Genomic DNA, 23,475 nt, shown 5'->3' with positions numbered 1-23,475 from the left:
TTTTTGACGGGAAGAGGAATTTTTACGATAAAATCACCACATTGCGATCCGGGAAGCCCATGACAAACAAGAACCCCACCTTAAGCGACGTCGCGCGGGCCAGCGGCGTGCACTTTTCCACCGTCTCGCGTGTGATGAACCCGGCAACGCGGCAAATGGTCAGCGTCGAGGTGGCCGCGCGCGTGCTGGCCGAAGCGGGTCGGCTCGGCTACCGGCCGAATCGCGCCGCCTCCACCCTCGTCACGCGCAAGTCGCGCATCATCGGCGTGGTCTTGCCCGATATTACCAACGCGGTGTTCCCGCCTATCCTGCTGGGCATCGAGGAAGGCTTGCGCAAGCATGGCTACCTGGCCATCGTCGCCAATGTGGGCGCCGACGAGGAAGAGCAGCTGTTCGTCATCAACCGCCTGCTGGGGCAGCAGGTTGATGGCCTGATCCTGGCGACGGCGCGCCGCGACGATCCCGTCATCAAGATGTGCATCGACCAGAACGTGCCCGTCGTCACCGTCAACCGCAGCGACGAGACGGGCGTCGCTTCCTGCGTCGTCAGCGACGACGTGGTCGGCATGCGTTTGGCCGTGGAACACTTGCTGGCGCTGGGCCACCGCCATATCGCGCACATTGCCGGCCCGGAAAACCTGTCCACGGGCCACGTGCGCCGCCTCGGCTTCCTGGCCGCCATCCAGGCCAGCGAACTCGATCCCTCGCAAGCGTTCGTGTTTGAAAGCAGCGGCTATTCGCGCGAATGCGGCAAGGCGGCCCTGCTGGAACTGCTGCGCCAGTCGCCGCGGACGACGGCCGTGGTGACGGGCAGCGACCTGGTGGCCCTCGGCTGCTATGACGCCATCCGCGAACTGGGCATGAGCTGCCCCGAAGATATTTCCGTGGTGGGCCATAACGACATGCCCTACATGGACATGATCCGCCCACCCCTGACCACCATCCGCATCCGCCACCACGGCATCGGCACGGAAGCGGCCAGGCTGATCCTGCAAACCATCGACTCGCCCGATTCCCCGGTGCTCGACGTGCGCCTGAAACCTGAACTGGTGGTGCGCGAATCGACGGCCGTTCCCCGGGGCTGAGGCCGCGCCTGGGGCCGCGCCGCTGCAAGGTGGTACACTGGCGCCCCTCAACGTATTTTGCCCCTCTATCGCCATGACCAAAACCAACACGCCTTCCCCGAAACGCCGCGAAGAGGGCGTCGCCAAGCTGACCGTCAATCCCTTCCTCGACGCCGAGTTTTACGCGCGCATGCGCGACTACACGGAACGCGATGCGGCCATCATCAAGGAACTGAAGGCGATCGCTGAAATTCGCGCCGGCAACAAGCAGCCCGATCCCCGCCTGGCGCCGTCGCTGGAGGCCCTGCGCAGCACCGTCAAGAAAGGCTTGAGCTTTGGCGAGATGCTCGAGCGCATGGCGGCCGGCAAGGAAAAGGGATTGTGGGAGCCGTGGATGACGACCTTCGGCATCGAGATCCGCGCCGTCAACTACGGGGCCGGTCCGCGCAACGCCTGCCTGGTGCTGGACCTGGCCGCGAATGCCCCCGCGCACGCGATGTTCGCCAAGGCGGGCATCCAGAACTGGCGCAGCCTGGCTGCCGACGACTGCTCCGTGGTGCGCTCGGAAAAAGCGACGGAAACGACGCCCCTGAAAGTGTATGCCGTGTTTTACCTGGACCCGCTGCCAGCCTGAACTTCCAGTCCCCGTGCTGCCAATCCGGCCATGTTCCTGGTCTGATTTGCCGCGCAGGGGCGCAGCACCTTCGTCAGCCCATGCGCGCGGCGTCCGCGGTGCTGGCGCCCGACAGGAATAGCTGGTCTACCATGGCCGGGATGCCGACCGTGGCAATCTCGCCTTTTTGCGCCGACTCGGCCGCCGCATACAGCAGGAAGTCATACGCTTTCGCCAGCCATTTGGCCGACATGTCGACGCGAAACACCCCCACCTTCTGGCCATTCAGGAAGTACGCTTCCAGCGCCGCACTGTAGAACGACGGCGTGTAGCCCGTCACTTCATCGTTTTTCGCATCGTGCAAATCGCTCCATAGCGACGCGCTCCAGAACAGATACAACTCCTTGCCTTGCATGACGCCTTCGGTCAGCCTCTGCAGCGCCGCCGCGAAAGGGGCTTCGTCCAGCCTGGCTTTTTCCAGCGCGCTGCGCATATGGTCGCTGGCACGCGTCGCCAGCAGTGCGACGACAGCTTCGCGCGTGGGAGCGATGCGGTACAAGGTGGCCTTGCTGATGCCCGCCAGCGCGGCGAGTTGTTGCAGATTGGCTCGGGGGTGCCGTGCCACCGCCAGCGCCAGGGCGTTGGCCAGTTTGTCGTCGATCACGCCCTGCATGGGCAGGCTTTCCATGGACAAGCTTGATTCATCCTACCGTCCTCCGCTCAAATAGCCATTGTCGCCCAAGACAGACGAAGTCGCAATGCGCCGGAGAATCCAATGCAATCAAAATGAATCGATATTGACTCATTTTGATTTTTATAGGATCATTCATTTCCTGTGCACGCGCAAAGACGCGCGATGTGGGCGTGAATCTTTTGGGAGAAAACAATGATCTGTGTGACGGGAGCGACAGGGCAACTGGGCCGGCTGGTAATAGGGGAGTTGCTCAAAAGTGTGCCTGCAGGCCAAATCGTGGCCGCCGTACGGCGTCCCGCGGCGGCCCGGAACCTGCGGCAACTGGGCATCGTCGTGCACCAAGCCGATTATGCCCAGCCGGGCCATTGGCCGCTGGCGCGCCATGGATTTCCGCCGGCAGTCGCGGCCACTCTGGCCAGTGCCGATGCGGGCGTGGCGCACGGCGATATCCTTGGCGACAGCCGCGATTTGAGCGCATTGATCGGCAGGCCTAGCACCTCGCTGCAGTCCCTAGTGGCGGCAGCGTTGGCGGGCGGAAAGGGGGATGCATGAACAGCTATGTGTATCTGATCCTGGCCATCCTGGGCGAGGTGGGCGCCACCAGCGCCCTGAAGGCATCGCATGGCTTCAGCAAACCGTGGCCATCGCTGGCCTGTGTGCTCGGTTATGGCATCTCATTCTATTTTCTATCACTGACCTTGAAGACCCTGCCGATAGGCATCGCCTATGCCATCTGGGCCGGCGTGGGCATCGTACTGACTGCCGCCATCGGTTATGTTGTCTTTGGCCAGAAACTCGATGTGGCGGCCATGCTGGGTATCGCGCTGATCGTCGCGGGCGTGCTGACGATTCAGCTGTTTTCCGGCGCCGGATCGCACTAGCGGTCTGCGGGGGCGCGGCGCTCAGGCTGCGCTTCTGCCCAGATCAACCAGCAGCGCTGCCGCCAGAACGATCAGCATCACGCCCGATAGCCGTTCCAGTGACGGCAGCGCGCGCGCAAAGCGCTGCCGCAGGGCGCTGCTGCCGATGGCCAGCGCCACCGCCATATCCCACGCCAGCACGGCAAACACCATCCACGCGCCATACGCCGCCATCGCAGCGGGACTCGTCTGCCTGGCGGCCAGCACGGTGGCCAGGCTGACATAGAACAGCGCATTCTTCGGGTTCAGGATGGCCGAGACAAATCCCACCAGCACACCGCCGCGCCAGCGCGCCTTGCCGCTGGAAGGCGCCGCTTCCAGGCTGGTCTTGCCCGCATGGCGCAGGAACAGCCAGCCCAGATACAGCAGATAGGCGCATCCTGCCAGCCGCACCACCATGAATGCCGTACTGCCCGCCCGCAGCACCGACAGTCCGCCAAACGCCGCCACGATGAACACCGCATTGGCTGCGGTAATGCCCATGCACGTGCCGGCGGCACCGCGCCAGCCGTGGGCCAGCGAGGTGCGCGCGATCAGGAAAAAATCGGGACCGGGCGATAGCAGGGAAAGAAAGTGGGCGGCGGCGATGAATAAAAAGTCCTGCATGGCTTGCGCTCCTGAACGATATGGAGGCGAGTATGCAATGGTGCCGCTGGCGCGTATTGAAGAAAATTGCAGGCTAGCGATAGCGTCCCGGCGTGATGCCAGCATGCGCCTTGAAGACGCGTTGCAAATGGCTCTGGTCGGCAAAGCCCAGCTCATGCGCCAGCTGGGCCAGCGCCGTCCCCGCCTGCAAGCGGCTGCGCGCGCGGTTGACGTGGGCATTCAACTGGTAGGCGTGCGGCGTCAGGCCCGTGGCGGCGCGAAAGGCGCGGATCAATTGATAAGGACTCAGGCCTGCCGCTTGCGCCAGTTGTCGCAGGCTGGCCGAGGGCTGCGCCTGCAGCGTTTCGAGCACGGGCGCCAGTTGCTGCGGCAGCGGCTTGCGTTCCGACGGCAGCGGGTCTGCACAGGCGCTGAAGCAAGCGCGCAGAAACGCCAGCAGCGCCGCATTTTTCTCTGCCGCGCCGGCCGTTGAAAACAGCAGCGCATTCATGGTGCAAAACTGCGCGTACAGCAGCGGGCAGTGCAGTACCGCCGCCGTATCGCCATCGAGCCCCGGCGCGTGTGCTTGCAGCCACTGCGCATCGAGATGCAGCATCTGGTAGCTCCACAGGGTGTCGGGCAGGGGATTGCAAGCGTGTACGCAGCCGGCCGGCACCAGCACCAGGCTGCCATTGCCGAGGGCGACCTTGCCGTCTTTGCTGCCCGTAAAGATGCTGCCGCCAGCGTCGACGGCGCCGATGGAAAACGTGGGATGGCTGTGCGGCTTGTAGCACGCCCGGCTGTGGCAGGCGCGCCGGCTCTCCACGTGGGGCATGGCTGGATCGCGCCAGAAGGCAGTGGTGTTATTGCTTGCGTACATAGGCGTCAAGCAGCCGGCGCGGGCGGGCGCAAATACAGCATTTGATGCTGCAGGTCGAACAGCACAGGCATTTGCCTGAAGAAATCCGTGCCCAATATGCCATCTGCCTTGAATTCATCCGGCAACGCCATCAACAGGGGCGAGATGCTTTTTCCTCCCGGCAGCGGCAGTGTGATCGTGCGGCAGGGAAGCCCGGGCCCCAGCTTGAAAGCGCATTTTTCCACGCGAGAAAACGCTTCGGCTGCCGAACTTTTTATAATGGAAATGGAGGCGGCCGTGTCGAGCACCAGGCGATAGGTTTTCTTGCCGTCGGCCAGATGCAGCAGCAAACCTTCATCGATGCGCTCATATGGCACTGCCATCCATCCGGCAGGTGGCGCGGCGCCATCGCTGGCGCTGATCTGCAGAGTGCCTGCTGGCAGGTCGAACACGACCCGCTTGCCAGCAAAAAAATTCAATCCCAGCACGGACATATTTGCCGGCAAGCCCTTTTGCTCGCCCAGCGACAAGCCCCATGGCGTCAGAATGACGCCTTGCATGGCAGCGAATGGCAAGCCGTTGACGGTCAGCGCGGGGACGAGAAATTCGTCCGATGCATGAACCTTGCCAGCCAGGTCGATGCTTTTGCGTTGCCGGCCCGTGTAGGCCAGCCCCGGCAGCGATTGCGCGACCTCCGGCGTCAGGTGCAGGCTGGTGCTTGCACCCGTGTCGAGCACGAACGGCAGCGTCTTGCCGTTCAGGTCCAGTTGCACCACGGGCGTACCCTTGGCGAGGGTGACGGGGAGCGTGGCGTTGGCAGCGGCCAGGGCCGCCGATGCGCACAGCAGCAACAGGCACAGGGCAGCGTTTGTTTTCATGGTCAGCGTGCGCAATGGACTACATCAAAATCACGTCGTATTGCTCCTGGTGGTAGGCATTCTCCACCTGCAGCGAGATTTTCTTGCCGATGAAGTCACCGAGCATGGCCAGGTGCTGCGATTCTTCTTCCAGGAACAGATCCACAACTTCCTGCGAGGCGAGGATGCGGAATTCGCGCGGGTTGAACTGTTTTGCTTCGCGCAGCAGTTCGCGCAGGATTTCATAGCAGATCGTGCGCGAAGTCTTGACCTGTCCTTTGCCGGCGCAGGCGGGGCACGGTTCGCACAGGATGTGGGCCAGCGATTCGCGCGTGCGCTTGCGCGTCATTTCCACCAGGCCCAGTGGCGAGAAATTGCTCACCGAAACCTTGGTGCGGTCGCGCGACAAGGTGCGTTTCAGTTCGGCCAGCACGGCGTTGCGGTGCTCGGCGTTGTCCATGTCGATGAAGTCGAGGATGATGATGCCGCCCAGGTTGCGCAGGCGCAGCTGGCGGGCGATGGCGTGCGCCGCTTCCAGGTTGGTCTTGAAAATCGTGTCGGCGAAATTGCGCCCGCCCACAAAGCCGCCCGTGTTGACGTCGATGGTGGTCATTGCTTCCGTCTGGTCGACGATCAGGTAACCGCCCGATTTCAGGTCGACCCGGCGGCCCAGCGCGCGCAGGATCTCTTCTTCCACGCCATACAGGTCGAACAGCGGGCGCTCGCCCGTGTAGTGCTGCAAGCGCGTCAGCTCGCTGGGCGTGTAGATTTCCGCGAATTCGCGCAATTTCACATAGTTTTCGCGCGAGTCGACCTGGATGGTGGCCGTTTCATCGCCGACGAAGTCGCGCAGCACGCGCTGCGCCAGGCTCAAGTCCTGGTGCAGCAGGCTGGTGGCGGGACGCGTGCGCGCGCCGTGCGTGATGGTGCTCCAGGTTTTTCTCAGGTAGTCGACGTCCGCCTTCAGGTCCGCGTCAGATGCATCCTCGGCCATGGTGCGCACGATGTAGCCGCCCTTTTCGTCGGGCGGCAGCAGGCTTTGCAGGCGCACGCGCAACTGCTCGCGCTCCGCTTCCTTTTCGATTTTCTGTGAGATGCCGATGTGCTTGTCCTGCGGCAGGTACACCAGCATGCGCCCGGCGATGGAAATCTGCGTCGACAAGCGCGCGCCTTTCGTGCCGATCGGGTCCTTGATCACCTGCACCGTCAGCACCTGGCCATCGAAGAGGATTTTTTCGATCGGCGCTGGCGTGGCGTTCTGGCCGTCGTGGCCGCGCGCTTCCCAGATGTCGGCCACGTGCAAAAAGGCGGCGCGTTCCAGGCCGATGTCGATGAAGGCCGACTGCATGCCCGGCAATACGCGCACCACCTTGCCGGAATACACATTGCCGGCCAAGCCGCGCGTGAGCGTGCGCTCGATGTGCAATTCCTGCACGGCGCCCTGCAGGATGAGGGCGACGCGCGTTTCTTGCGGCGTGATATTGATCAGGATGTCTTCGTTCATGGAGGCGCGGGAGTGGAGGCAACGAATGACATCATACTCGGGATCAGGGCAGGGGCAAACCTGCTTCACGCAGCAATTGCGCCGTCTCGTACAGGGGCAGGCCCATGATGCCGGAATGGCTGCCTTCGATGTGCTCGACGAACAGCGCGGCGCTGCCCTGGATGCCGTAGGCGCCGGCCTTGTCGTACGGCTCGGGCGTGGCGCAGTAGGCGGCGATCGAGGCGGGCGAGAGCACGCCGAAGCGCACTTGCGACACCTGCGTGCGCTGCTCGGCGAAATCCTTGTAGTGGACGGCGATCGAGGTGAGCACCTCGTGCGTGCGGCCCGACAGCTGCTGCAGCATCGCCACTGCTTCCGCCCGGTCGGCCGGTTTGCCGAGGATGACGCCGTCGATGGTGACGGTGGTGTCGGCCGCCAGCACGGGGCGCGGGGTCAGGTGGCGGCGGCGCACCAGGTCCCAGGCGAAAGCGGCCTTTTCATTCGATACGCGGGCAACATAGTCGAGCGCCGATTCGCCGGGCAGGACTTCCTCGGTGACGTCGGCGCCGCGCGGGCCGTCGCTGCGCAGCAGCAGCAATTCGAAATCGACGCCGATCTGGCGCAGCAGTTCGCGCCGGCGCGGACTTTTGGAGGCGAGGTAGATCTTGTGATCAGCCGTTTTCATGGGGGAGTTCAGACGCGGTGATAGGGGTGGTTTTGCGTGATCGACCAGGCACGATACAGCTGCTCGGCGAGGATCACGCGCACCACGCCGTGCGGCAGGGTCATGCTGGAAATGCGCAGCATGCCTTCGGCACGTGCCTTGAGTTGCGGATCGAGGCCGTCGGCGCCGCCGATCAGAAATGCGGTGTCGCGGCCATCCTGCTGCCACGTCATCAACTGCTGCGACAGGCCGACACTGGTCAGGTCCTTGCCGCGTTCGTCGAGGGCGATGATGCGCACGCCCTTGGGCAGGACGGCTTCGATGCGTTCGCGTTCCAGCGCCATCGCCGTGGCGGCGGTCTTGCTGCCAGAACGCTCCACCGGCTTGATTTCTTTCAGCACGATGCGCAATTCCGGCGGCATGCGCTTCGCGTATTCCGCGAAGCCCGTCTCTATCCAGGCCGGCATTTTATGGCCGACCGCAGCGATGATGAGCTGCATCGAGGCTTACGCTTCGACTTTTTTGATACGCTTGATCACGGTTTTTGCCGGTGCAGCATCGGCTGCCGGCTTGGCCGCGCGTGGGGCGCGCACTTTTTTCTCTGGCAGCGCTTTCAAGGCTTTGACGGCAGCCGCTTCGGTCTTGGTTGGCGCGACTTTCACGGTCTTGCCGACGGCTTTGGAAGCGGTGGTTTTCTTCGCCGGGGCTTTCTTGGCGGCGGTGGCTGCCGTGGCTTTCTTGGCCGGTGTCTTTTTCTCGATCACGGGCGAAGCTTCCACATTGGCCTTGCTCGCTGCCAGATGGCCGCTGACCTTTTTCGGCTCGTCGCCGGCCGCTTTTTTCGGCGCGCGCTTGGCGGCACCCAGTTTGATCGGGGTGTCGCCCCAGATTTCTTCCAGGCGGTAGTAGGCGCGGATCGGTGCTTGCATGATGTGGACGATCATGTCGCCCAGATCGACCAGCACCCATTCACCGGTGTCCTCGCCTTCCATGCCGATGATGTCGCCGCCGGCGTCCTTGACCTTGTTGCGCACCGAGGCGGCCAGCGCCTTGGTTTGACGGTTCGAGGTACCGGAGACGATCGCGATGCGGTCGAACAGGCTGGTCAGGTGACTCGTTTCGAAGACGGCGATGTCTTGGCCTTTGACGTCTTCAAGGGCGTCAACGACGAGGGTTTGCAGTTTTTTGATGTCCATTTAGCTTTTGTATAAATTATGTTGTTCAATATAGTCTAGCACTAGCGGGGAAACAAGCGAGTTTGCCCGATTCCCCCGTTGTAATGCCGCACGTATTTCGGTGGCGGAGATATCCACCGCGAAGTCCTGTGCCAGATAAGTCAGACCGTGCGGCGTGTTGCGGATGCTGTCCAGTGACCCCAGGCGGCGCGAAAATTCTTCGGCGACCACTTGCGGCACTGCGGTGTCATTCAGCGCGAAGCCGGGGCGGGCCGCGACGCAGATATGCGCGTATTCAAATAATTGCTGCCATTCGCGCCATGTCGCGAGCCGCTGCAGCTGGTCGGCACCCATCAGGAAAACGATGGAAGCGCGCGCTCCCAGCTCGGCGCGTACCTGGCGCAAGGTATCGATGGTGTAGCTGGCCTGGCCAAGTTCGCTGCGCTCGATTTCCTGGCGGTCGATCACGACCGGCAAGGGCAGGCCCGTAAACGCCAGGCCGGCCATCTCGGCGCGCTGCTGGCCGGTGGCGCCCAGATTGCCCTTTTGCCAGGGCGCGCCGGCCGGAATCACGCGCAGTTCATCGGCGTGCAGCAGGCTGGAAAAATGCGTGCCCAGCGCGACATGGCCCATATGCACCGGATCGTAGCTGCCGCCCAGCAGCGCCACGCATGCCCTGCTGCCTGGGTTCACGCCTGAAGCCAGTCGCGATGCACGAGGAAGTCAGTATACAACGCCGCTTCGGGACTGCCCGCTTCCGGGTGCCAGTCGTAGCGCCACTTGACCACGGGCGGCATCGACATCAGGATCGCCTCGGTGCGTCCGCCCGACTGCAGGCCGAACAGGGTGCCGCGGTCGAACACCAGGTTGAACTCGACATAACGTCCGCGCCGGTAGCACTGGAAATCGCGTTCGCGTTCGCCGTAGGGCGTATCCTTGCGGCGCGCCAGGATCGGTACATACGCGTCGATGAAGGCGTCGCCGGCGCTGCGCATCATCGCAAAGCTGTCGTCAAAGCCCAGGGCATTGAAATCGTCGAAGAAAATGCCACCGGCGCCGCGCGCTTCGCGCCGGTGCTTCAGGTAGAAATAATCGTCGCACCACTGCTTGAACTTCGGATGCAGCTCCTCGCCAAATGGCGCCAGCGCATCATGGCACACCTGGTGAAAGTGCTTCACGTCGTCCGCGTCGCCATAATACGGCGTCAGGTCCATGCCGCCACCGAACCACCATACGGGTGCGCCATCGGCATTCACGGTGGTGAAGAACCGTACATTCATGTGCACCGTGGGCGCATACGGATTACGCGGATGCAGCACCAGCGACACGCCCATCGCTTCCCACGCCTTGCCACCCAGTTCAGGGCGCGCGGCCGCTGCCGATGGCGGCAATGCGGCGCCGGTGACGTGCGAAAAATTCACGCCGCCACGCTCGAACACATTGCCTTCCTCGATCAGCCGCGAAATGCCGCCGCCGCCTTCGGGGCGCTGCCAGGCATCGGTCAGGAAGGGCTTGCCGTCCTGCGCTTCGAGCGCCTGCACGATACGGCTTTGCAAATCGAGAAAATAGGCCTTGACGGCCGAAGGAGAGGGAGTTGACGACATCGCGTGGGCCGACGAGGCCGAAATAAAAAAGTAAGGACGGATTGTACCCTGTTACGCGTTTTTGTGATAGGGCGGCGCTTGCGCTGTGCGTTTGTGTTGTGGTTCAGCGCGCGGGCGGCGTGGCGTCGTCCTGCACCACCGTGATGGACAGGTCCGCGCTGGCGCCGGGCAAGCGCGCACTTTCCACTGCGTGCGCGGCGCGCTGCTGCAAGTCGGGCCGCTCTACGCCTTGCCCGGTGACAGGGGCTGCGGCGGGAGAGGGCGCTTGCCTGGCCACGATGGCGCGGCCGGTAAAGGCCAGTACCAGCACCAGCAGCGCGGCCATCACCCACGTTCCCGGACGCGCATAGGCGGGGCGCTCCCGGCGCGCCTGGCGCGCGGCGCCATCGACGATGATGCGTCCCAGCTCCGAGCCGTGCTGGCGCGTGCGCAGTACTTCGAATTGCTGCGCCGTCATGGTACCTTGCCGGAGCATCTCGCGCAGGGCGGCGATCGGCGAGGCAAGCAGGCGGTCCGCGGGCAGGCTGGCGTGGGCGGCGTCGCGCTGCCACTGGTTGATCAGGTCTTCGTCGTACAGGGTGTCGATGGCCTGGCGATTGACCATATTGAGCGCGTCGGCGGCCAGTTGCTGGCGTTCGAGCAGGGCCGCGCCGCCATGTCGGCGCGGCAGATCCTGTACGCGCCGCAGGAAGTCGTCCTGTGGCAGAAGGTCGGTGCGCAGCAGCCATGCCAGTGCCTCGGCGGGACCTGCGCCGGCGGCCAGCCGCGGCATGTCGACGTCGTCTTCCTCGTCCAAGGCGAGGATCTCCAGTTCGTCGGTGGCGTCGTCGAGCTCATTGCCCGTGATCAGGCTGAGTCGGCGCAGTTCGGCGAGGGCAGGATGGAGGTGACCGGTCATGGGCTGAAACTTTGTCTGAAAGGCAAAATCTTAGCGCAAGGTCCGTTTTCCCGGCGCGCCAATCAAAAACAGGGCCGGGGCGGATGTATTCCGCGCCGGCCCTGCCGTTTGCCACCAAGGGGCGTGCTTAGTGCTTCAGGCCGCGCCAGCCGATGTCGCGGCGGTACTGCGCGCCGTCGAAATGGATTTTTTCCACGGTTTCATATGCCTGCTTCTGCGCCATCTTGATGCTGTCGCCCAGGCCCACCACGCACAGCACGCGGCCGCCGTTGGTGACCAGGCGCTCGCCCTCGATGCGGGTGCCCGCATGGAAGGTGACGGAGTCCGGCGTTTCGGCCGGGATGTCGCCGATGGACGTGCCCTTGACGGGATCGTCCGGGTAGCCGGCGGCGGCCATGACGACGCCAACGGCCGTGCGGCGGTCCCATTCCAGTTCCACGGCGTCGAGGGTGCCGTTGACGGCGTGCTCCATGACAGTCACCAGGTCGGTTTTCAGGCGCGCCATGATCGGCTGCGTTTCCGGGTCGCCCATGCGGCAGTTGAATTCCAGCGTCTTCGGCGTGCCCTTGTCGTCGATCATCAGGCCCGCATACAGGAAGCCCGTGAACGTGATGCCATCCTTGGCCATGCCCTGGATGGTCGGCACGATGATTTCGCGCATGACGCGCGCATGCATGGCCGGCGTGACGATCGGCGCCGGCGAATACGCGCCCATGCCGCCCGTGTTCGGGCCCTGGTCGTGATCCTTCAGGCGCTTATGATCCTGGCTGGTGGCCAGCGGCAGGATGTTCTTGCCGTCGCACATGACGATGAAGCTCGCTTCTTCGCCGGCGAGGAATTCCTCGATGACGATGCGCGCGCCAGCGTCGCCAAACTGGTTATCGGCCAGCATATTGTCGACCGCCTGGTGCGCTTCTTCCAGGGTCATGGCGACGACGACACCCTTGCCGGCGGCCAGGCCGTCGGCCTTGATGACGATCGGCGCGCCCATGGCATCGACATAGGCGTGCGCGGGAGCGACGTCGGAAAACGTCTGGTAGGCGGCCGTCGGGATGCCGTGGCGCTGCATGAAGGCCTTGGCGAAGTCCTTCGACGATTCCAGCTGCGCCGCTTCTTTCGTCGGGCCGAAGATTTTCAGGCCGCGCGAGCGGAACAGGTTGACGATGCCCGCTGCCAGTGGCACTTCCGGGCCGACGACGGTCAGGCCGATGTGTTCCTGTTGAACGAAGTCGGCCAGCAATTGCGGGTCGCTGATGTCGAGATTGACCAGGCGCGCATCGCGCGCGGTGCCGCCGTTGCCCGGCGCGACATACACCATCTGTATGCGTTCGGACTGGGCCAGTTTCCAGGCCAAGGCGTGTTCGCGGCCGCCAGAGCCGACTACCAGAATTTTCATAGGGACCGTTCGTTCAATGTGGGTTGCAGGGCGGCGGTGCCGCCCTTGTTTAACATATTGCCTGGCACGCGGTAAAAATGTTCAGGGCAAGGCGCATGGCCGAAGACAGTACGGCTAGTACGGCGAGGCCATGCAACGCCGCCATGGACTTTTTTACCCCGTGCCTAGTTCTCGATCAGGGCGTTGGTAAATACTTCCTGGACATCGTCCAGCAGTTCCAGCGCATCGATCAGCTTTTGCATCTTGATGGCGTCGTCGCCCGAGTACACCGTTTCCGTCGCCGGCTTCATGATGACTTCGGCCACTTCGGCCTTGAATCCTGCCGCTTCCAGCGCTTCCTTGACGGTGGCGAAATCGTGCACGGGAGTGAGCACTTCGAAGCCGCCTTCCTCATCGGCGATGACGTCGTCGGCGCCCGCTTCCAGGGCCGCTTCCATCAGTTTGTCTTCGTCGGTGCCCGGCGCGAACAGCAGCTGGCCGCAGTGCTGGAACATGAAGGCGACCGAGCCTTCGTTGCCCATGTTGCCGCCATTCTTGTTGAAGGCGTTGCGCACCTCGGCCACCGTGCGCACCTTGTTGTCGGTCATGCATTCGACGATGACGGCCGCGCCGCCTACGCCGTAGCCTTCGTAGCGCACTTCTTCATAGTTGGCGCCATCGACGCCGCCGCTGCCGCGGTTGATCGCGCGCTGGACGTTGTCTTTTGGCATGTTCGCATCGGCCGCCTTGTCAACCGCCAGGCGCAGGCGCGGATTGGTGATGGCGTCGGCGCCGCCCATGCGGGCCGCGACCGTGATTTCCTTGATCAGGCGCGTCCAGATTTTGCCGCGCTTGGCATCGGTGGCAGCCTTTTTATGCTTGATATTGGCCCATTTGCTATGTCCTGCCATGTCGAATCTTCCTTAGACGGGTGTTCAATTGTGGCCGACATTTTAGCATATCGGCCCCCTGCGAAGCGGCATGGCCCCGTCATCAGGATGACACAATCTGTTGCTAAAGTGACGCGCTTTCACCATATCGAGGGCGCGACATCATGGCAAGTCAAATGGACAGGCGGCAATTTCTGAAATTGGGCGGCTTTATTACCGTGTCGGTGGCCACCGTCGGCCTCGCCGCGTGCGGCAGCACCGATTACAGCGATCCCGGCGTGCCGCTGGCCTCGGGCAGCGACTGGAAATTCCCGCAAAGCGTGGCCTCGGGCGATCCGCGCGCCGACAGCGCCATGCTGTGGACGCGCGTCGTGCCCGCCAGTTTTGACGCCGTCGCGCCTGCCGTGGCCAGCAAGTCGGACGTGGCCGTGCGCCTGATTGTCAGCGCCAGCGACAATACGGCCGCCCTGGGCGGCAATACGGCCCTGGCCGGCACACCCATCGTCGATGCGAAATTGCCCCTGAAAGCCGATTTCGACAATACCCTGCGCCACAAGGTGACGGGCCTGCAGCCGGGCCAGGTGTATTTTTACCAGTTCATCGCCGGCGACGTGCGCTCGAACGTGGGGCGCTTCAAGACGGCGCCTGCCGCGACCAGCGACGTGTCGCAGCTGCAGTTTGCCTACCTGACGTGCCAGGACTGGAGCATCAACCACTGGGGTGCGCTGTCGCACATCGCCGCCAACGAATCGCTCGATTTCATCGTCCACCTGGGCGATTACATCTATGAAACGGTGGGCGAGGCGTTCCAGAGCGGCGCCGTGGAAAGCCGCCACGACCAGCTGAAATTGCCCGACGGCACGTTCAAAAGCGGCACATCCGGCGCGAAATACGCGACCACCGTGGCCGACTACCGCTACCTGTACAAGAAATACCGCACCGATGCGCGCCTGCAAGCCGTGCACGAGCGCTTTGCCTTCATCGCCGTCTGGGATGACCACGAATTCACGGACGACGCCTGGCAGGACGCTTCCACCTATGAAGGCATCGTGGCGACGGACGGCAGCGATTTGCACCAGCCAGCCCGCCGCCGCAGCGCCAACCAGGCGTGGTTCGAATACATGCCGGCCGACGTCACGTTCGATAGCGCCGCGACGACGTTCCAGAACATCCAGATTTACCGCGATTTCCAGTTCGGCAAACTGATGCAGCTGGTGATGACGGACGAGCGCCTGTACCGCGCCGACCATGCGATCGCCGAGTCGACCATCAATCCTGCCACGGGCAAGCCGCTGGGCAGCATCGGCAGCCGCTACCTGGTGCCGCAAGCGCTGTTCGACAGCGTGGAAGGACAGAAAATGGCGGCCGCCACCAAGGCCGGCGCCGATCCGCTGGCGGCCGTCGGCATGCTGGGCACGACCCAGCGCGACTGGTGGAAAAGCAAGATGAAGGCGGCGACCTCGACCTGGAAGCTGTGGGGCAATGAAGTGTCCCTGCTGCGCATGGGTCTCAATGGCACGGATGCGATCGCCACCTTGCTGGCGCTGAGCGCTATGGCCAACGTGGGCAAGGCCATCGCCAGCACCTTGCCGTTGGTGGGCGGCAGCGTGCCGCTGGCCTCAGGCATCGTGGCCGCTTCGACGGCGGGCGCATCGACGACCGTGGCGCAAGCGGCGGCGATGGCCATTGCCGGCGCCGCAGCCAATGCCGGCGCGCAGGGCGCCGCTGCCGTGGGCGCCGGCTTGAGCGCGGCCCAGGCCGGCATCACGGTGGCTGCCTACAACAGCGGCTCGCCGGCCGCCGCCGCGCAAGTGATCGCCTTCGGCTGGATCAAGCCCGACGTGCAGGCCAAGGGCGCCGCATCGAGTTTTGTCGCCGCTTCCGGCCAGCAGGCGGCACTGGCACCATTCTTTACACGTTTCCTGCTCAATTGCGACCAGTGGGATGGTTACAACAGCGAGCGCAAGAACCTGATGGCGCACCTGAAAACCAATGCCATCGGCAACGTGGTGGCGCTGACCGGCGATATCCACTCGTTTTTTGCGGGTACCGTCAGCGACGACTTTGACGCAGCCGGCGGCGGCACGCCCGTCATGGTCGACCTGGTGTCGGCTGGCGTCAGCTCCGATTCCTTCTTCAGCTACCTGAAGTCGGCTGCCGGCGCCATGGGCGATATCGGCACCCTCGTCAGCTATCCGCTGGCCATCCCCGTCACGGGCCTGGGCACGGTCAATCTCGACGTCAACTTGCTCGACTACACCATGGGTAAGGCGGCGCCCACCGTCGACAGCCTGCTGGAGCAATTGCGGGTGCAGTTGCGCGGCGCCCTGGCCGCCAAGGGCGTGCCGGAAGCGCAACTCGATGCGACGGTAGCAGCCGTGCAGGCTGGCTTGAAAGCGAGCACCGACTTCAGCGTGACCCTGCTGGGCTTGGCGCAGCAATTGTCCGGCCTGGGCAACAACCCTTGGATCAAGCATTTGAATACGGATGCGCAGGGCTACACAGTGGTCACCTTGACGCCGGGCAAGCTGGTGGCGCAGTTCAAGCAGGTGAATAAACTGGTCGGCACGGCCGCGCCGGCGAACGTGATTGCGCGGGTGACGACGGCGACAGTGACGGCGGGTGCGGCGGCGGTGGCGGTCTCGTAATCCGCCGTCGGTTTTATGTGGGGTCGGACGGGGACGCCGGGTCCCGCCGGGTCTGACCCCGGCTTTTGCCTTACAATCTGGGCATGAGCTCCAGTTCCCCGCAAGCCACCCCTCCATCTATTCCCCGTTCCGTCTACCTCGGTGGCCTGGCCATCGCCGTGGGCGGGGCGGTGCTGTTTTCCACCAAGGCCATCGTCGCCAAGCTGCTGTACCGCTACCAGATCGACGCCGTCACTCTGATCGCCTTCAGGATGATCTTTTCGCTGCCCGTGTTCGCCGTCATCGCCTGGTGGAAGATGCGCACGGAGCCGCCGCTATCAAACCGCGACCGCTGGCGCCTCGTCGGGCTGGGGCTCGTCGGCTACTATCTGTCCAGCTATCTGGACTTTCTTGGGCTGCAATACATTTCCGTGGGGCTGGAGCGCTTGATCCTGTTCCTCACACCCACCTTCGTGCTCCTGATTACCACCGTGTACTTCAAGCAGAGCATCAGCCGCTTGCAGTGGCTGGCCTTGCTTACCTCGTATTGCGGCATCGTACTGGTGTTCGTGCACGACTTGCAGGGCGGCGCCAGCAATGTGGCGCTGGGGTCGACGCTCGTGCTGGGCTCGGCCTGTGCGTATGCCGTGTATCTGCTGGGTTCGGGCGAATTGGTGAAACGCATCGGTTCGATGCGGCTCGTTTCCTACGCGATGTGCGTGGCCAGCTTTGCCTGTATCGCCCAATTCTTCATCCTGCGTCCCGTCGAGCTGCTGATCCAGCCCATGCCCGTGTATGGCTTGTCCTTGCTCAATGGTATCTTTTGCACGGTGATGCCCGTCTTCATGACGATGATCGCCGTCGAGCGCATCGGCGCGCCCGTCGCTTCGCAGGCTGGCATGATCGGCCCCGTGTCGACCCTGTTCTTGGGCGCCATGATTCTCGATGAACCGATCACCAACTGGCAACTGGCTGGCACCAGCCTGGTATTGGCCGGGATTTACTTGCTGTCGAAAAAGAAATAATTCCTCCACCTACTGAAAACGTCCTCACCATGAAAACACGCATCGCCCTGATTGCCCACGACAAGAAAAAAGATGACATGATTACCCTGGCGGGCGAATACCTGGACTTTTTGAAGGGTTGCGAACTGTCGGCCACGGGCACCACGGGCGGCCGCCTGATCAATGAGCTGGGCTTGCAGGTGGAACGCAAGCATTCCGGTCCGTTCGGCGGCGACTTGCAGATCGGCTCGCTGCTGGTGGAAGGCTTGATCGATTGCGTGATCTTCCTGCGCGACCCGATGACGCCGCAGCCGCACGAGCCGGACATCAATGCCCTGGTGCGGGCCTGCGACGTGCACAACGTGGCGTGCGCGACAAATCTGTCATCGGCGCACCTGGTGCTGTCGCAACTGCAGGCGCAGGCCAACGCTGCCGCCTGATTCACCGAGACAAGGAGATGAGCATGAGCGCAACGATTACCACCAAGGCCATCCGCGTACAGCGCGTGGGCGGCCCGGAAGTGATGGAGTATGTGGACGTGGAACTGCCGCCGCCCGGCCCCGGCGAGGCGCGCGTCAAACACGAGGCCATCGGCCTCAATTTCATCGACGTGTATTTTCGCACGGGCTTGTATCCGCAGCCGCTGCCCAGTGGCCTCGGTGTCGAGGGGGCGGGCATCGTCGAGGCGGTGGGCGAGGGCGTCACGGAAGTGAAAATCGGTGACCGGGTGGCGTATGCGGCGCGCATCAATGGCGCGTATGCGCAGCAGCGCAACCTGCCAGCGGCCCTGCTGCTGGTGTTGCCCGAGCGCATAGCTTTCGACACGGCCGCCGCCATGATGCTGCAAGGCTTGACGGTGCAATACCTGTTCCACCGCACGGTGGCCCTGAAGGCGGGCGATACCATTCTGTTCCACGCGGCCGCGGGCGGCGTGGGCCTGATCGCCTGCCAGTGGGCGAAAGTGCTGGGCGTGAACCTGATCGGCACGGCCGGTTCCGATGAAAAGGCGGCGCTGGCCAAGGCGCATGGCGCCACCCACGTCATCAACTACAACACGGAAAACTTCGTCGAGCGCGTGCGCGAGATCACGGGCGGCAAGGGCGTCTCCGTCGTCTACGATTCCATCGGCAAGGATACGTTTACGGGTTCGCTCGACTGCCTGGCGCCGCTGGGCATGATGGTCAGCTTCGGCAACGCCTCCGGTCCCGTGCCGGCCTTCACCCTCAGCGAACTGGCCTCGCGCGGTTCCCTGTTCATCACGCGCCCGGCCCTGTTCAGCTATGCGTCGAACCGCGCCAACCTGGAAGAGATGGCGGCCTCGCTGTTCGGCGTCGTCAGCAGCGGCGAAGTGCAGATCGAGATCAACCAGCGCTACAGTCTGGCCCATATCGCCCAGGCGCATGCGGACCTGGAAGGGCGCAAGACGACCGGTTCGACCATCATCGTGCCATGAGCGGCGGCAATGACGGCACGCCGAAGTTCGGCCGCCTGCTGATCGTGCTGTTATTGGCCGTGGCCCTGATCGGCGCGCTCACCTTTGCCGCCGAGGCGTATTATTCGTAGGTGAAAAAAACCGGCTGGTGCATTGCTGCACCAGCCGGTTTTTTTGTATTGCCACCTGATTATTCGATTTTGACTTCGACTTTCCGGGGCACGCCGCTCTGGCCGGGGAAATCGGCAAACGCGCTGGCCACCATGGCCGGCATCACTTGCGACGTGGCGCGCTTGTTGCTCGTCGATTGCACGGTCACGTCGTACAGTTTCTTGCCGTTGCGGTCATTGATCGTCACGCGCAATTCGCGTTCATATTTATGGCGCACGCTTTCTTCCACGTCCATCGGGCCATACCAGTAGGGGTTGTAGCCAAAGCGGCCATAGCCTGGCCATGCGCCGTAGCGGTAGCCGTAGCGGCCAGGCCAGTAGCCAGGGCCATACCAGAATGGATCGGACGCCTGCAGCACGCGCTCAGGATAGTCGACGGTGGAAAACTGCATCGCCACGCGCAAATTGGCTGCCGCCGGGCCGGACGCTTCGCCGAAGCCGTGCTTGGCCAGTTCCGCGCGCACCAGGTTCTGGTAGTTGCGGTATTCCAGCGTGTCGTTTTCCGCCGCTGGCGCTTCAAACGCATACGATTTGTCCTGCAATTGCGCAGGCCACTCGTGGAAGACGGTCACATCGCTGCGTATGGTGGTGGCGCATCCGGTCAGCAACACGGTCAATGCGGCCATCATGATGGTGAGATAACGTTTCATTGCATGACCTCCTGATAGTAGACACAATTCATCGCTTAGTATTATAAGAATAGTTCTATTTGTTTCTATTCATTATTACAGAATGTTACCGAGCATGTCGGCGTGTAAGGGAATCCAACATTCCTGGCCTGAATCGCGACTATCGGGGGCTGGTGTTGGTAAAATAGGCTTTTGCCTCCGCTCCCACCCAAATCCCTATGCGCACAGACAGCCCTCAGACGATTTACCGCAAAGATTACACGCCGCCCAGCTTCCTGGTTGACAGCGTCGAACTTGGTTTCGATCTCGATCCCGCCCGCACAGTGGTGGCGAGCCGGATTCACATGCGCCATAACCCGGCCAGCACCAGCCGCAGCATCGAATTGCACGGCGAACACATCGAACTGGTGCAAGTACGCCTGAACGGCAAGCTGCTGAAACCGTCGCAGTACAAGCTGACGGCCAGCATGCTGAGCATCCCCAAGGCTCCGGACGATGTTACGCTCGATATCGAAACCGTGCTGGCGCCGCAGGACAATACCTCGCTGTCCGGTTTGTACGTGTCGAACTATAATTTCTTCACGCAGTGCGAAGCGGAAGGCTTCCGCCGCATCACCTTCTTCCCGGACCGCCCCGACGTGATGGCCAGGTATACGGTCATGCTGCGCGCCGACAAGGACAAGTATCCGGTGCTGTTGTCGAACGGCAACCTGATCGAAGAAGGCGACCTCGGTGATGGTCGCCATTACGCCAAGTGGGAAGACCCGTTCAAGAAACCTTCCTACCTGTTCGCCCTGGTCGCCGCGCGCCTGGTGTGCCAAGAAGAGCGCTACACCTTGAAATCGGGGCGCGAAGTGCTGCTGCAGGTGTGGGTGGAAGACGGCAACCTCGATAAAACCGACTACGCCATGCAGTCGCTGAAAAATTCGATTCGCTGGGACGAGGAACGTTTTGGCCTGGAACTGGACCTGGACCGCTTCATGATCGTCGCCGTCGGCGACTTCAACATGGGCGCCATGGAAAACAAGGGTTTGAACATCTTCAATACCAAGTATGTGCTGGCCAACTCGCGCGTGGCGACCGACGTCGATTACGCAGGCATCGAAGCGGTGGTGGGCCACGAATACTTCCACAACTGGACCGGCAACCGCGTGACGTGCCGCGACTGGTTCCAGCTGTCGCTGAAGGAAGGTTTGACGGTGTTCCGCGACCAGGAGTTTTCGGCCGACATGATCGGCACGGACACGGGCCGCGCCGTCACGCGTATCGACCAGGTGCGCACCCTGCGCCAGGCGCAGTTCCCGGAAGACGCGGGTCCGATGGCCCATCCCGTGCGTCCCGACTCCTTTGTCGAGATCAATAACTTTTATACGGTCACGATCTACGAAAAAGGCGCCGAAGTGGTGCGCATGTACCAGACCCTCGTGGGCCGTGACGGTTTCCGCAAGGGCATGGACCTGTATTTTGAACGCCACGATGGCCAGGCCGTCCAGTGTGACGACTTCCGCGCCGCGATGGCCGATGCGAATGGCCGCGACTTTACCCAGTTCGAGCGCTGGTACAGCCAGGCCGGCACGCCCATCGTGCAAGCTTCCACGCGCTACGATGCTGACAGCCGGACGTTCGAGCTGACCCTGGCGCAAAGCTGCCCCGCCACGCCGGGCCAGCCGAAGAAACTGCCGTTCCACATTCCCGTCACCGTCGGCTTGCTGGCTGCCGATGGCAGCGACCTGCCGTTGTACGTGGATGGCGTGGCGTCGAACGGCGCCACCAGCGTCGTGCTGGAACTGACGCAAGCGTCGCAGACTTTCCGCTTCACGCAGGTGGCGCAAGCCCCCGTGCCTTCGCTGCTGCGCGACTTTTCCGCGCCCGTGGTGCTGGAGTACGGCTATACCGACGCCGAACTGCTGCACCTGTTCCGCCACGACAGCGATCCCGTCAACCGCTGGGAAGCTGGTCAGCGCCTGGCCATGGAGCGCCTGCTGAAACTGACCGGTGCCGTGGCTGCTGGCGAGACCCTGGTGCTGGACGACACCTTCATCGCAGCGCAGCGCGCCTTGCTGGCTGACGAAGCGCTCGATCCCGCCTTCCGCGAGCTGGCGCTGATCCTGCCGTCGGAAACCATCATCGCCGAGCGCATGGCGCAAGTCGACCCGCAAGCGATCCATGCGGCGCGCCAGTTCATGCGCCGCACCATCGCCACCGCCCTGAAGCCTGAACTGCTGGCGCAATACCACGCCAACCAGACGCCGGGCGAATACAGCCCTAACGCCCTGTCGGCCGGCAAGCGCGCGCTGAAAAACCTGGCGCTGTCGTATCTGCTGATCGCGCCCGAAGCGGCGGAGCTGGACCTGGCGCGGCTGCAGTTCGACAATGCCGGCAACATGACGGACCGCGCCGCGGCGTTGGCGGCGCTGATTCATTCCGGCTCGCAGCCGCATGCGCAGGCGGCCTTGACCAGCTTCTATACCGACTTCGAGAACGAAGCGCTGGTGATCGACAAGTGGTTCGCCATGCAGGCGGCCGCGCCAACGACCGATGTGCAAGCCGTGCGCCAGTTGATGACGCATCCGGCCTTCACCTTGAAAAATCCGAACCGCGCGCGCAGCCTGATCTTCAATTTCACCAACGGCAATCCATCGCAATTCCATGCGGCAGATGGCAGCGGCTACGCCTTCTGGGCCGAGCAAGTGATCGCGCTCGACGCCCTGAACCCGCAAGTGGCGGCCCGCCTGGCGCGTTCCATGGACCGCTGGCGCCGGTACGTGCCTGCGCTGCAAAGCCACATGCGCGAGGCGCTGGAAAAAGTCGCCGGCCAGGCCAGCCTGTCGAATGACGTGATGGAAGTCGTCAGCAAGGCATTGGCCAATTAACACCGCAATAACTCATCAAAACAAAAGGGATTTCATGAAACGCATCAGTCTTACGCAATACCTGGTTGAAGAGCAGCGCTCGAACAACAGCATTCCGGCCGAACTGCGCCTGCTGATCGAAGTCGTCGCGCGCGCCTGCAAAACCATCAGCCACGCCGTCGGCAAGGGCGCGCTCGGCGAAGTGCTGGGCACGGCGGACACGGAAAACGTGCAGGGCGAAGTACAGAAAAAACTCGACATCATCTCCAACGAGATCCTGCTGGAAGCGAACGAATGGGGCGGCCACCTGGCTGCCATGGCGTCGGAAGAGATGGAATCGATCCACCCGATCCCGAACCGCTATCCGAAGGGCGAATACATGCTGCTGTTCGATCCATTGGATGGCTCGTCGAACATCGACGTCAACGTCTCGATCGGTACCATCTTCTCGGTACTGAAGGCGCCGGACGGCATGGGGCAGCCGACCGAGCAGGACTTCATGCAGGCAGGCAGCAAGCAAGTGGCGGCCGGCTACGCCGTGTACGGCCCGCAAACCATGCTGGTGCTGACTTTCGGCAATGGTGTGAACTGTTTCACCCTGGACCGTGAAATGGGTTCGTGGGTGCTCACGCAAAGCAATATGCAGATCCCGCCGACGACGAAGGAATTCGCCATCAACATGTCGAACGCGCGCCACTGGCATCCGCCCGTGAAACGCTATGTCGACGAACTGTTGGCCGGCGACACGGGCCCGCGTGGCACCAACTTCAACATGCGCTGGATCGCCTCGATGGTGGCCGACGTGCACCGCATCCTGAACCGCGGCGGCATCTTCATGTACCCGGCCGACCTGCGCGACACCTCGATGCCGGGCAAGCTGCGTCTGATGTACGAAGCGAACCCGATGGCCTTCATCGTCGAGCAAGCCGGCGGCGCCGCCACCGACGGCCAGCAGCGCATCATGGACATCGCCCCGCACAAGCTGCACCAGCGCGTGCCCGTCTTCCTCGGCTCGAAAGACGAAGTGGCCCGCGTCACGGCTTACCACGCGGAGTAAAAGCCGCACTTTTCCACGATTTT

General features: G+C 63.0%; 23 protein-coding genes and 1 pseudogene. 10 read left to right on the top strand and 14 right to left on the bottom strand.

Annotation, left to right across the window (positions count from 1 at the left end; all coding sequences use genetic code 11):
• Window positions 1-59 precede the first annotated feature (59 nt).
• Entirely contained in the window at window positions 60-1,085 is a 1,026-nt protein-coding gene (locus AC3IQ7_RS25165) for a LacI family DNA-binding transcriptional regulator (RefSeq protein WP_489207615.1), read from the top strand.
• 73 nt (window positions 1,086-1,158) lie between these two features.
• Window positions 1,159-1,698: a hypothetical protein gene (locus AC3IQ7_RS25160; protein WP_077408222.1), complete on the top strand. Its 540-nt coding sequence runs from the start codon at window positions 1,159-1,161 to the stop codon at window positions 1,696-1,698.
• Between the two features lie 73 nt (window positions 1,699-1,771).
• Here the strand turns inward: AC3IQ7_RS25160 and AC3IQ7_RS25155 are convergent, their stop codons facing one another.
• Window positions 1,772-2,365 carry a TetR/AcrR family transcriptional regulator gene (locus tag AC3IQ7_RS25155; protein ID WP_489207614.1) on the bottom strand — a complete coding sequence of 198 codons (594 nt, stop codon included), beginning with the start codon at window positions 2,363-2,365 and terminating at the stop codon, window positions 1,772-1,774.
• Between the two features lie 198 nt (window positions 2,366-2,563).
• Between AC3IQ7_RS25155 and AC3IQ7_RS25150 the strand changes: the two are divergent.
• Together AC3IQ7_RS25150 and AC3IQ7_RS25145 are read left to right on the top strand one after the other, a co-directional pair.
• A pseudogene (locus AC3IQ7_RS25150) lies at window positions 2,564-2,731 on the top strand (SDR family oxidoreductase); the annotation flags it as partial.
• Between the two features lie 188 nt (window positions 2,732-2,919).
• Window positions 2,920-3,252: a DMT family transporter gene (locus AC3IQ7_RS25145; protein WP_099378133.1), complete on the top strand. Its 333-nt coding sequence runs from the start codon at window positions 2,920-2,922 to the stop codon at window positions 3,250-3,252.
• A gap of 21 nt (window positions 3,253-3,273) precedes the next feature.
• Here the strand turns inward: AC3IQ7_RS25145 and AC3IQ7_RS25140 are convergent, their stop codons facing one another.
• The 12 genes from AC3IQ7_RS25140 to AC3IQ7_RS25085 all read right to left on the bottom strand — a co-directional run bounded on the left by AC3IQ7_RS25140 (window position 3,274) and on the right by AC3IQ7_RS25085 (window position 13,702).
• Window positions 3,274-3,897, bottom strand: a complete 624-nt coding sequence (locus AC3IQ7_RS25140) for a LysE family translocator (protein WP_489207613.1) — start codon at window positions 3,895-3,897, stop codon at window positions 3,274-3,276.
• A gap of 73 nt (window positions 3,898-3,970) precedes the next feature.
• Window positions 3,971-4,756: an AraC family transcriptional regulator gene (locus tag AC3IQ7_RS25135; RefSeq protein WP_489207612.1), complete on the bottom strand. Its 786-nt coding sequence runs from the start codon at window positions 4,754-4,756 to the stop codon at window positions 3,971-3,973.
• A 5-nt stretch (window positions 4,757-4,761) separates the two neighbouring features.
• Window positions 4,762-5,613: a retropepsin-like aspartic protease gene (locus tag AC3IQ7_RS25130; protein WP_489207611.1), complete on the bottom strand. Its 852-nt coding sequence runs from the start codon at window positions 5,611-5,613 to the stop codon at window positions 4,762-4,764.
• A gap of 19 nt (window positions 5,614-5,632) precedes the next feature.
• Window positions 5,633-7,096: a ribonuclease G gene (gene rng, locus AC3IQ7_RS25125; RefSeq protein WP_034747098.1), complete on the bottom strand. Its 1,464-nt coding sequence runs from the start codon at window positions 7,094-7,096 to the stop codon at window positions 5,633-5,635.
• A 43-nt stretch (window positions 7,097-7,139) separates the two neighbouring features.
• Complete coding sequence (locus AC3IQ7_RS25120) at window positions 7,140-7,760, bottom strand: Maf family protein (protein WP_219307816.1); 621 nt, start codon at window positions 7,758-7,760, stop codon at window positions 7,140-7,142.
• A gap of 8 nt (window positions 7,761-7,768) precedes the next feature.
• Entirely contained in the window at window positions 7,769-8,239 is a 471-nt protein-coding gene (rlmH, locus tag AC3IQ7_RS25115; RefSeq protein ID WP_035821794.1) for a 23S rRNA (pseudouridine(1915)-N(3))-methyltransferase RlmH, read from the bottom strand.
• A gap of 6 nt (window positions 8,240-8,245) precedes the next feature.
• On the bottom strand, window positions 8,246-8,935 hold the full coding sequence (gene rsfS / locus AC3IQ7_RS25110; RefSeq protein ID WP_099378127.1) for a ribosome silencing factor: 690 nt from the start codon (window positions 8,933-8,935) through the stop codon (window positions 8,246-8,248).
• Window positions 8,936-9,583: a nicotinate (nicotinamide) nucleotide adenylyltransferase gene (gene nadD, locus AC3IQ7_RS25105; RefSeq protein ID WP_489207610.1), complete on the bottom strand. Its 648-nt coding sequence runs from the start codon at window positions 9,581-9,583 to the stop codon at window positions 8,936-8,938.
• A gap of 20 nt (window positions 9,584-9,603) precedes the next feature.
• Window positions 9,604-10,518 (bottom strand): oxygen-dependent coproporphyrinogen oxidase, encoded by a 915-nt coding sequence (gene hemF, locus AC3IQ7_RS25100; protein ID WP_489207609.1) that lies wholly within the window; start codon window positions 10,516-10,518, stop codon window positions 9,604-9,606.
• A 103-nt stretch (window positions 10,519-10,621) separates the two neighbouring features.
• Window positions 10,622-11,416: a hypothetical protein gene (locus tag AC3IQ7_RS25095; protein ID WP_489207608.1), complete on the bottom strand. Its 795-nt coding sequence runs from the start codon at window positions 11,414-11,416 to the stop codon at window positions 10,622-10,624.
• Window positions 11,417-11,543: 127 nt separating this feature from the next.
• A complete protein-coding gene (purD, locus tag AC3IQ7_RS25090) occupies window positions 11,544-12,812 on the bottom strand; it encodes a phosphoribosylamine--glycine ligase (protein WP_099378123.1) in 1,269 nt (422 codons plus the stop codon).
• Window positions 12,813-12,976: 164 nt separating this feature from the next.
• On the bottom strand, window positions 12,977-13,702 hold the full coding sequence (locus AC3IQ7_RS25085) for a YebC/PmpR family DNA-binding transcriptional regulator (RefSeq protein ID WP_099378122.1): 726 nt from the start codon (window positions 13,700-13,702) through the stop codon (window positions 12,977-12,979).
• 143 nt (window positions 13,703-13,845) lie between these two features.
• Here AC3IQ7_RS25085 and AC3IQ7_RS25080 point away from each other — a divergent pair, with 143 nt between their 5' ends.
• The 4 genes from AC3IQ7_RS25080 (at window position 13,846) to AC3IQ7_RS25065 (ending at window position 18,765) form a co-directional block, all read left to right on the top strand.
• Window positions 13,846-16,329: an alkaline phosphatase D family protein gene (locus AC3IQ7_RS25080; RefSeq protein WP_489207607.1), complete on the top strand. Its 2,484-nt coding sequence runs from the start codon at window positions 13,846-13,848 to the stop codon at window positions 16,327-16,329.
• An 83-nt stretch (window positions 16,330-16,412) separates the two neighbouring features.
• On the top strand, window positions 16,413-17,333 hold the full coding sequence (locus AC3IQ7_RS25075) for a DMT family transporter (protein ID WP_099378120.1): 921 nt from the start codon (window positions 16,413-16,415) through the stop codon (window positions 17,331-17,333).
• Window positions 17,334-17,362: 29 nt separating this feature from the next.
• Window positions 17,363-17,752, top strand: a complete 390-nt coding sequence (locus tag AC3IQ7_RS25070; RefSeq protein ID WP_099378119.1) for a methylglyoxal synthase — start codon at window positions 17,363-17,365, stop codon at window positions 17,750-17,752.
• Between the two features lie 23 nt (window positions 17,753-17,775).
• The gene (locus AC3IQ7_RS25065; RefSeq protein ID WP_489207606.1) at window positions 17,776-18,765 is read left to right on the top strand and encodes a quinone oxidoreductase family protein; all 990 of its coding nucleotides are present in this window, start codon (window positions 17,776-17,778) and stop codon (window positions 18,763-18,765) included.
• A gap of 169 nt (window positions 18,766-18,934) precedes the next feature.
• Here the strand turns inward: AC3IQ7_RS25065 and AC3IQ7_RS25060 are convergent, their stop codons facing one another.
• Window positions 18,935-19,564, bottom strand: a complete 630-nt coding sequence (locus AC3IQ7_RS25060) for a DUF4136 domain-containing protein (RefSeq protein ID WP_099378117.1) — start codon at window positions 19,562-19,564, stop codon at window positions 18,935-18,937.
• A gap of 197 nt (window positions 19,565-19,761) precedes the next feature.
• On the opposite strand from AC3IQ7_RS25060, the gene pepN reads away from it, so the two are divergent.
• Window positions 19,762-22,416 (top strand): aminopeptidase N, encoded by a 2,655-nt coding sequence (gene pepN / locus AC3IQ7_RS25055; RefSeq protein WP_489207605.1) that lies wholly within the window; start codon window positions 19,762-19,764, stop codon window positions 22,414-22,416.
• A gap of 34 nt (window positions 22,417-22,450) precedes the next feature.
• On the top strand, window positions 22,451-23,452 hold the full coding sequence (locus AC3IQ7_RS25050; protein WP_034747152.1) for a class 1 fructose-bisphosphatase: 1,002 nt from the start codon (window positions 22,451-22,453) through the stop codon (window positions 23,450-23,452).
• Window positions 23,453-23,475 lie beyond the last annotated feature (23 nt).

The organism is Janthinobacterium sp. GL_088 (genome assembly GCF_057837845.1).
The sequence above is the reverse complement of the archived record's forward strand: the minus strand, read 5'-3'. Positions and strand labels throughout refer to the sequence as shown.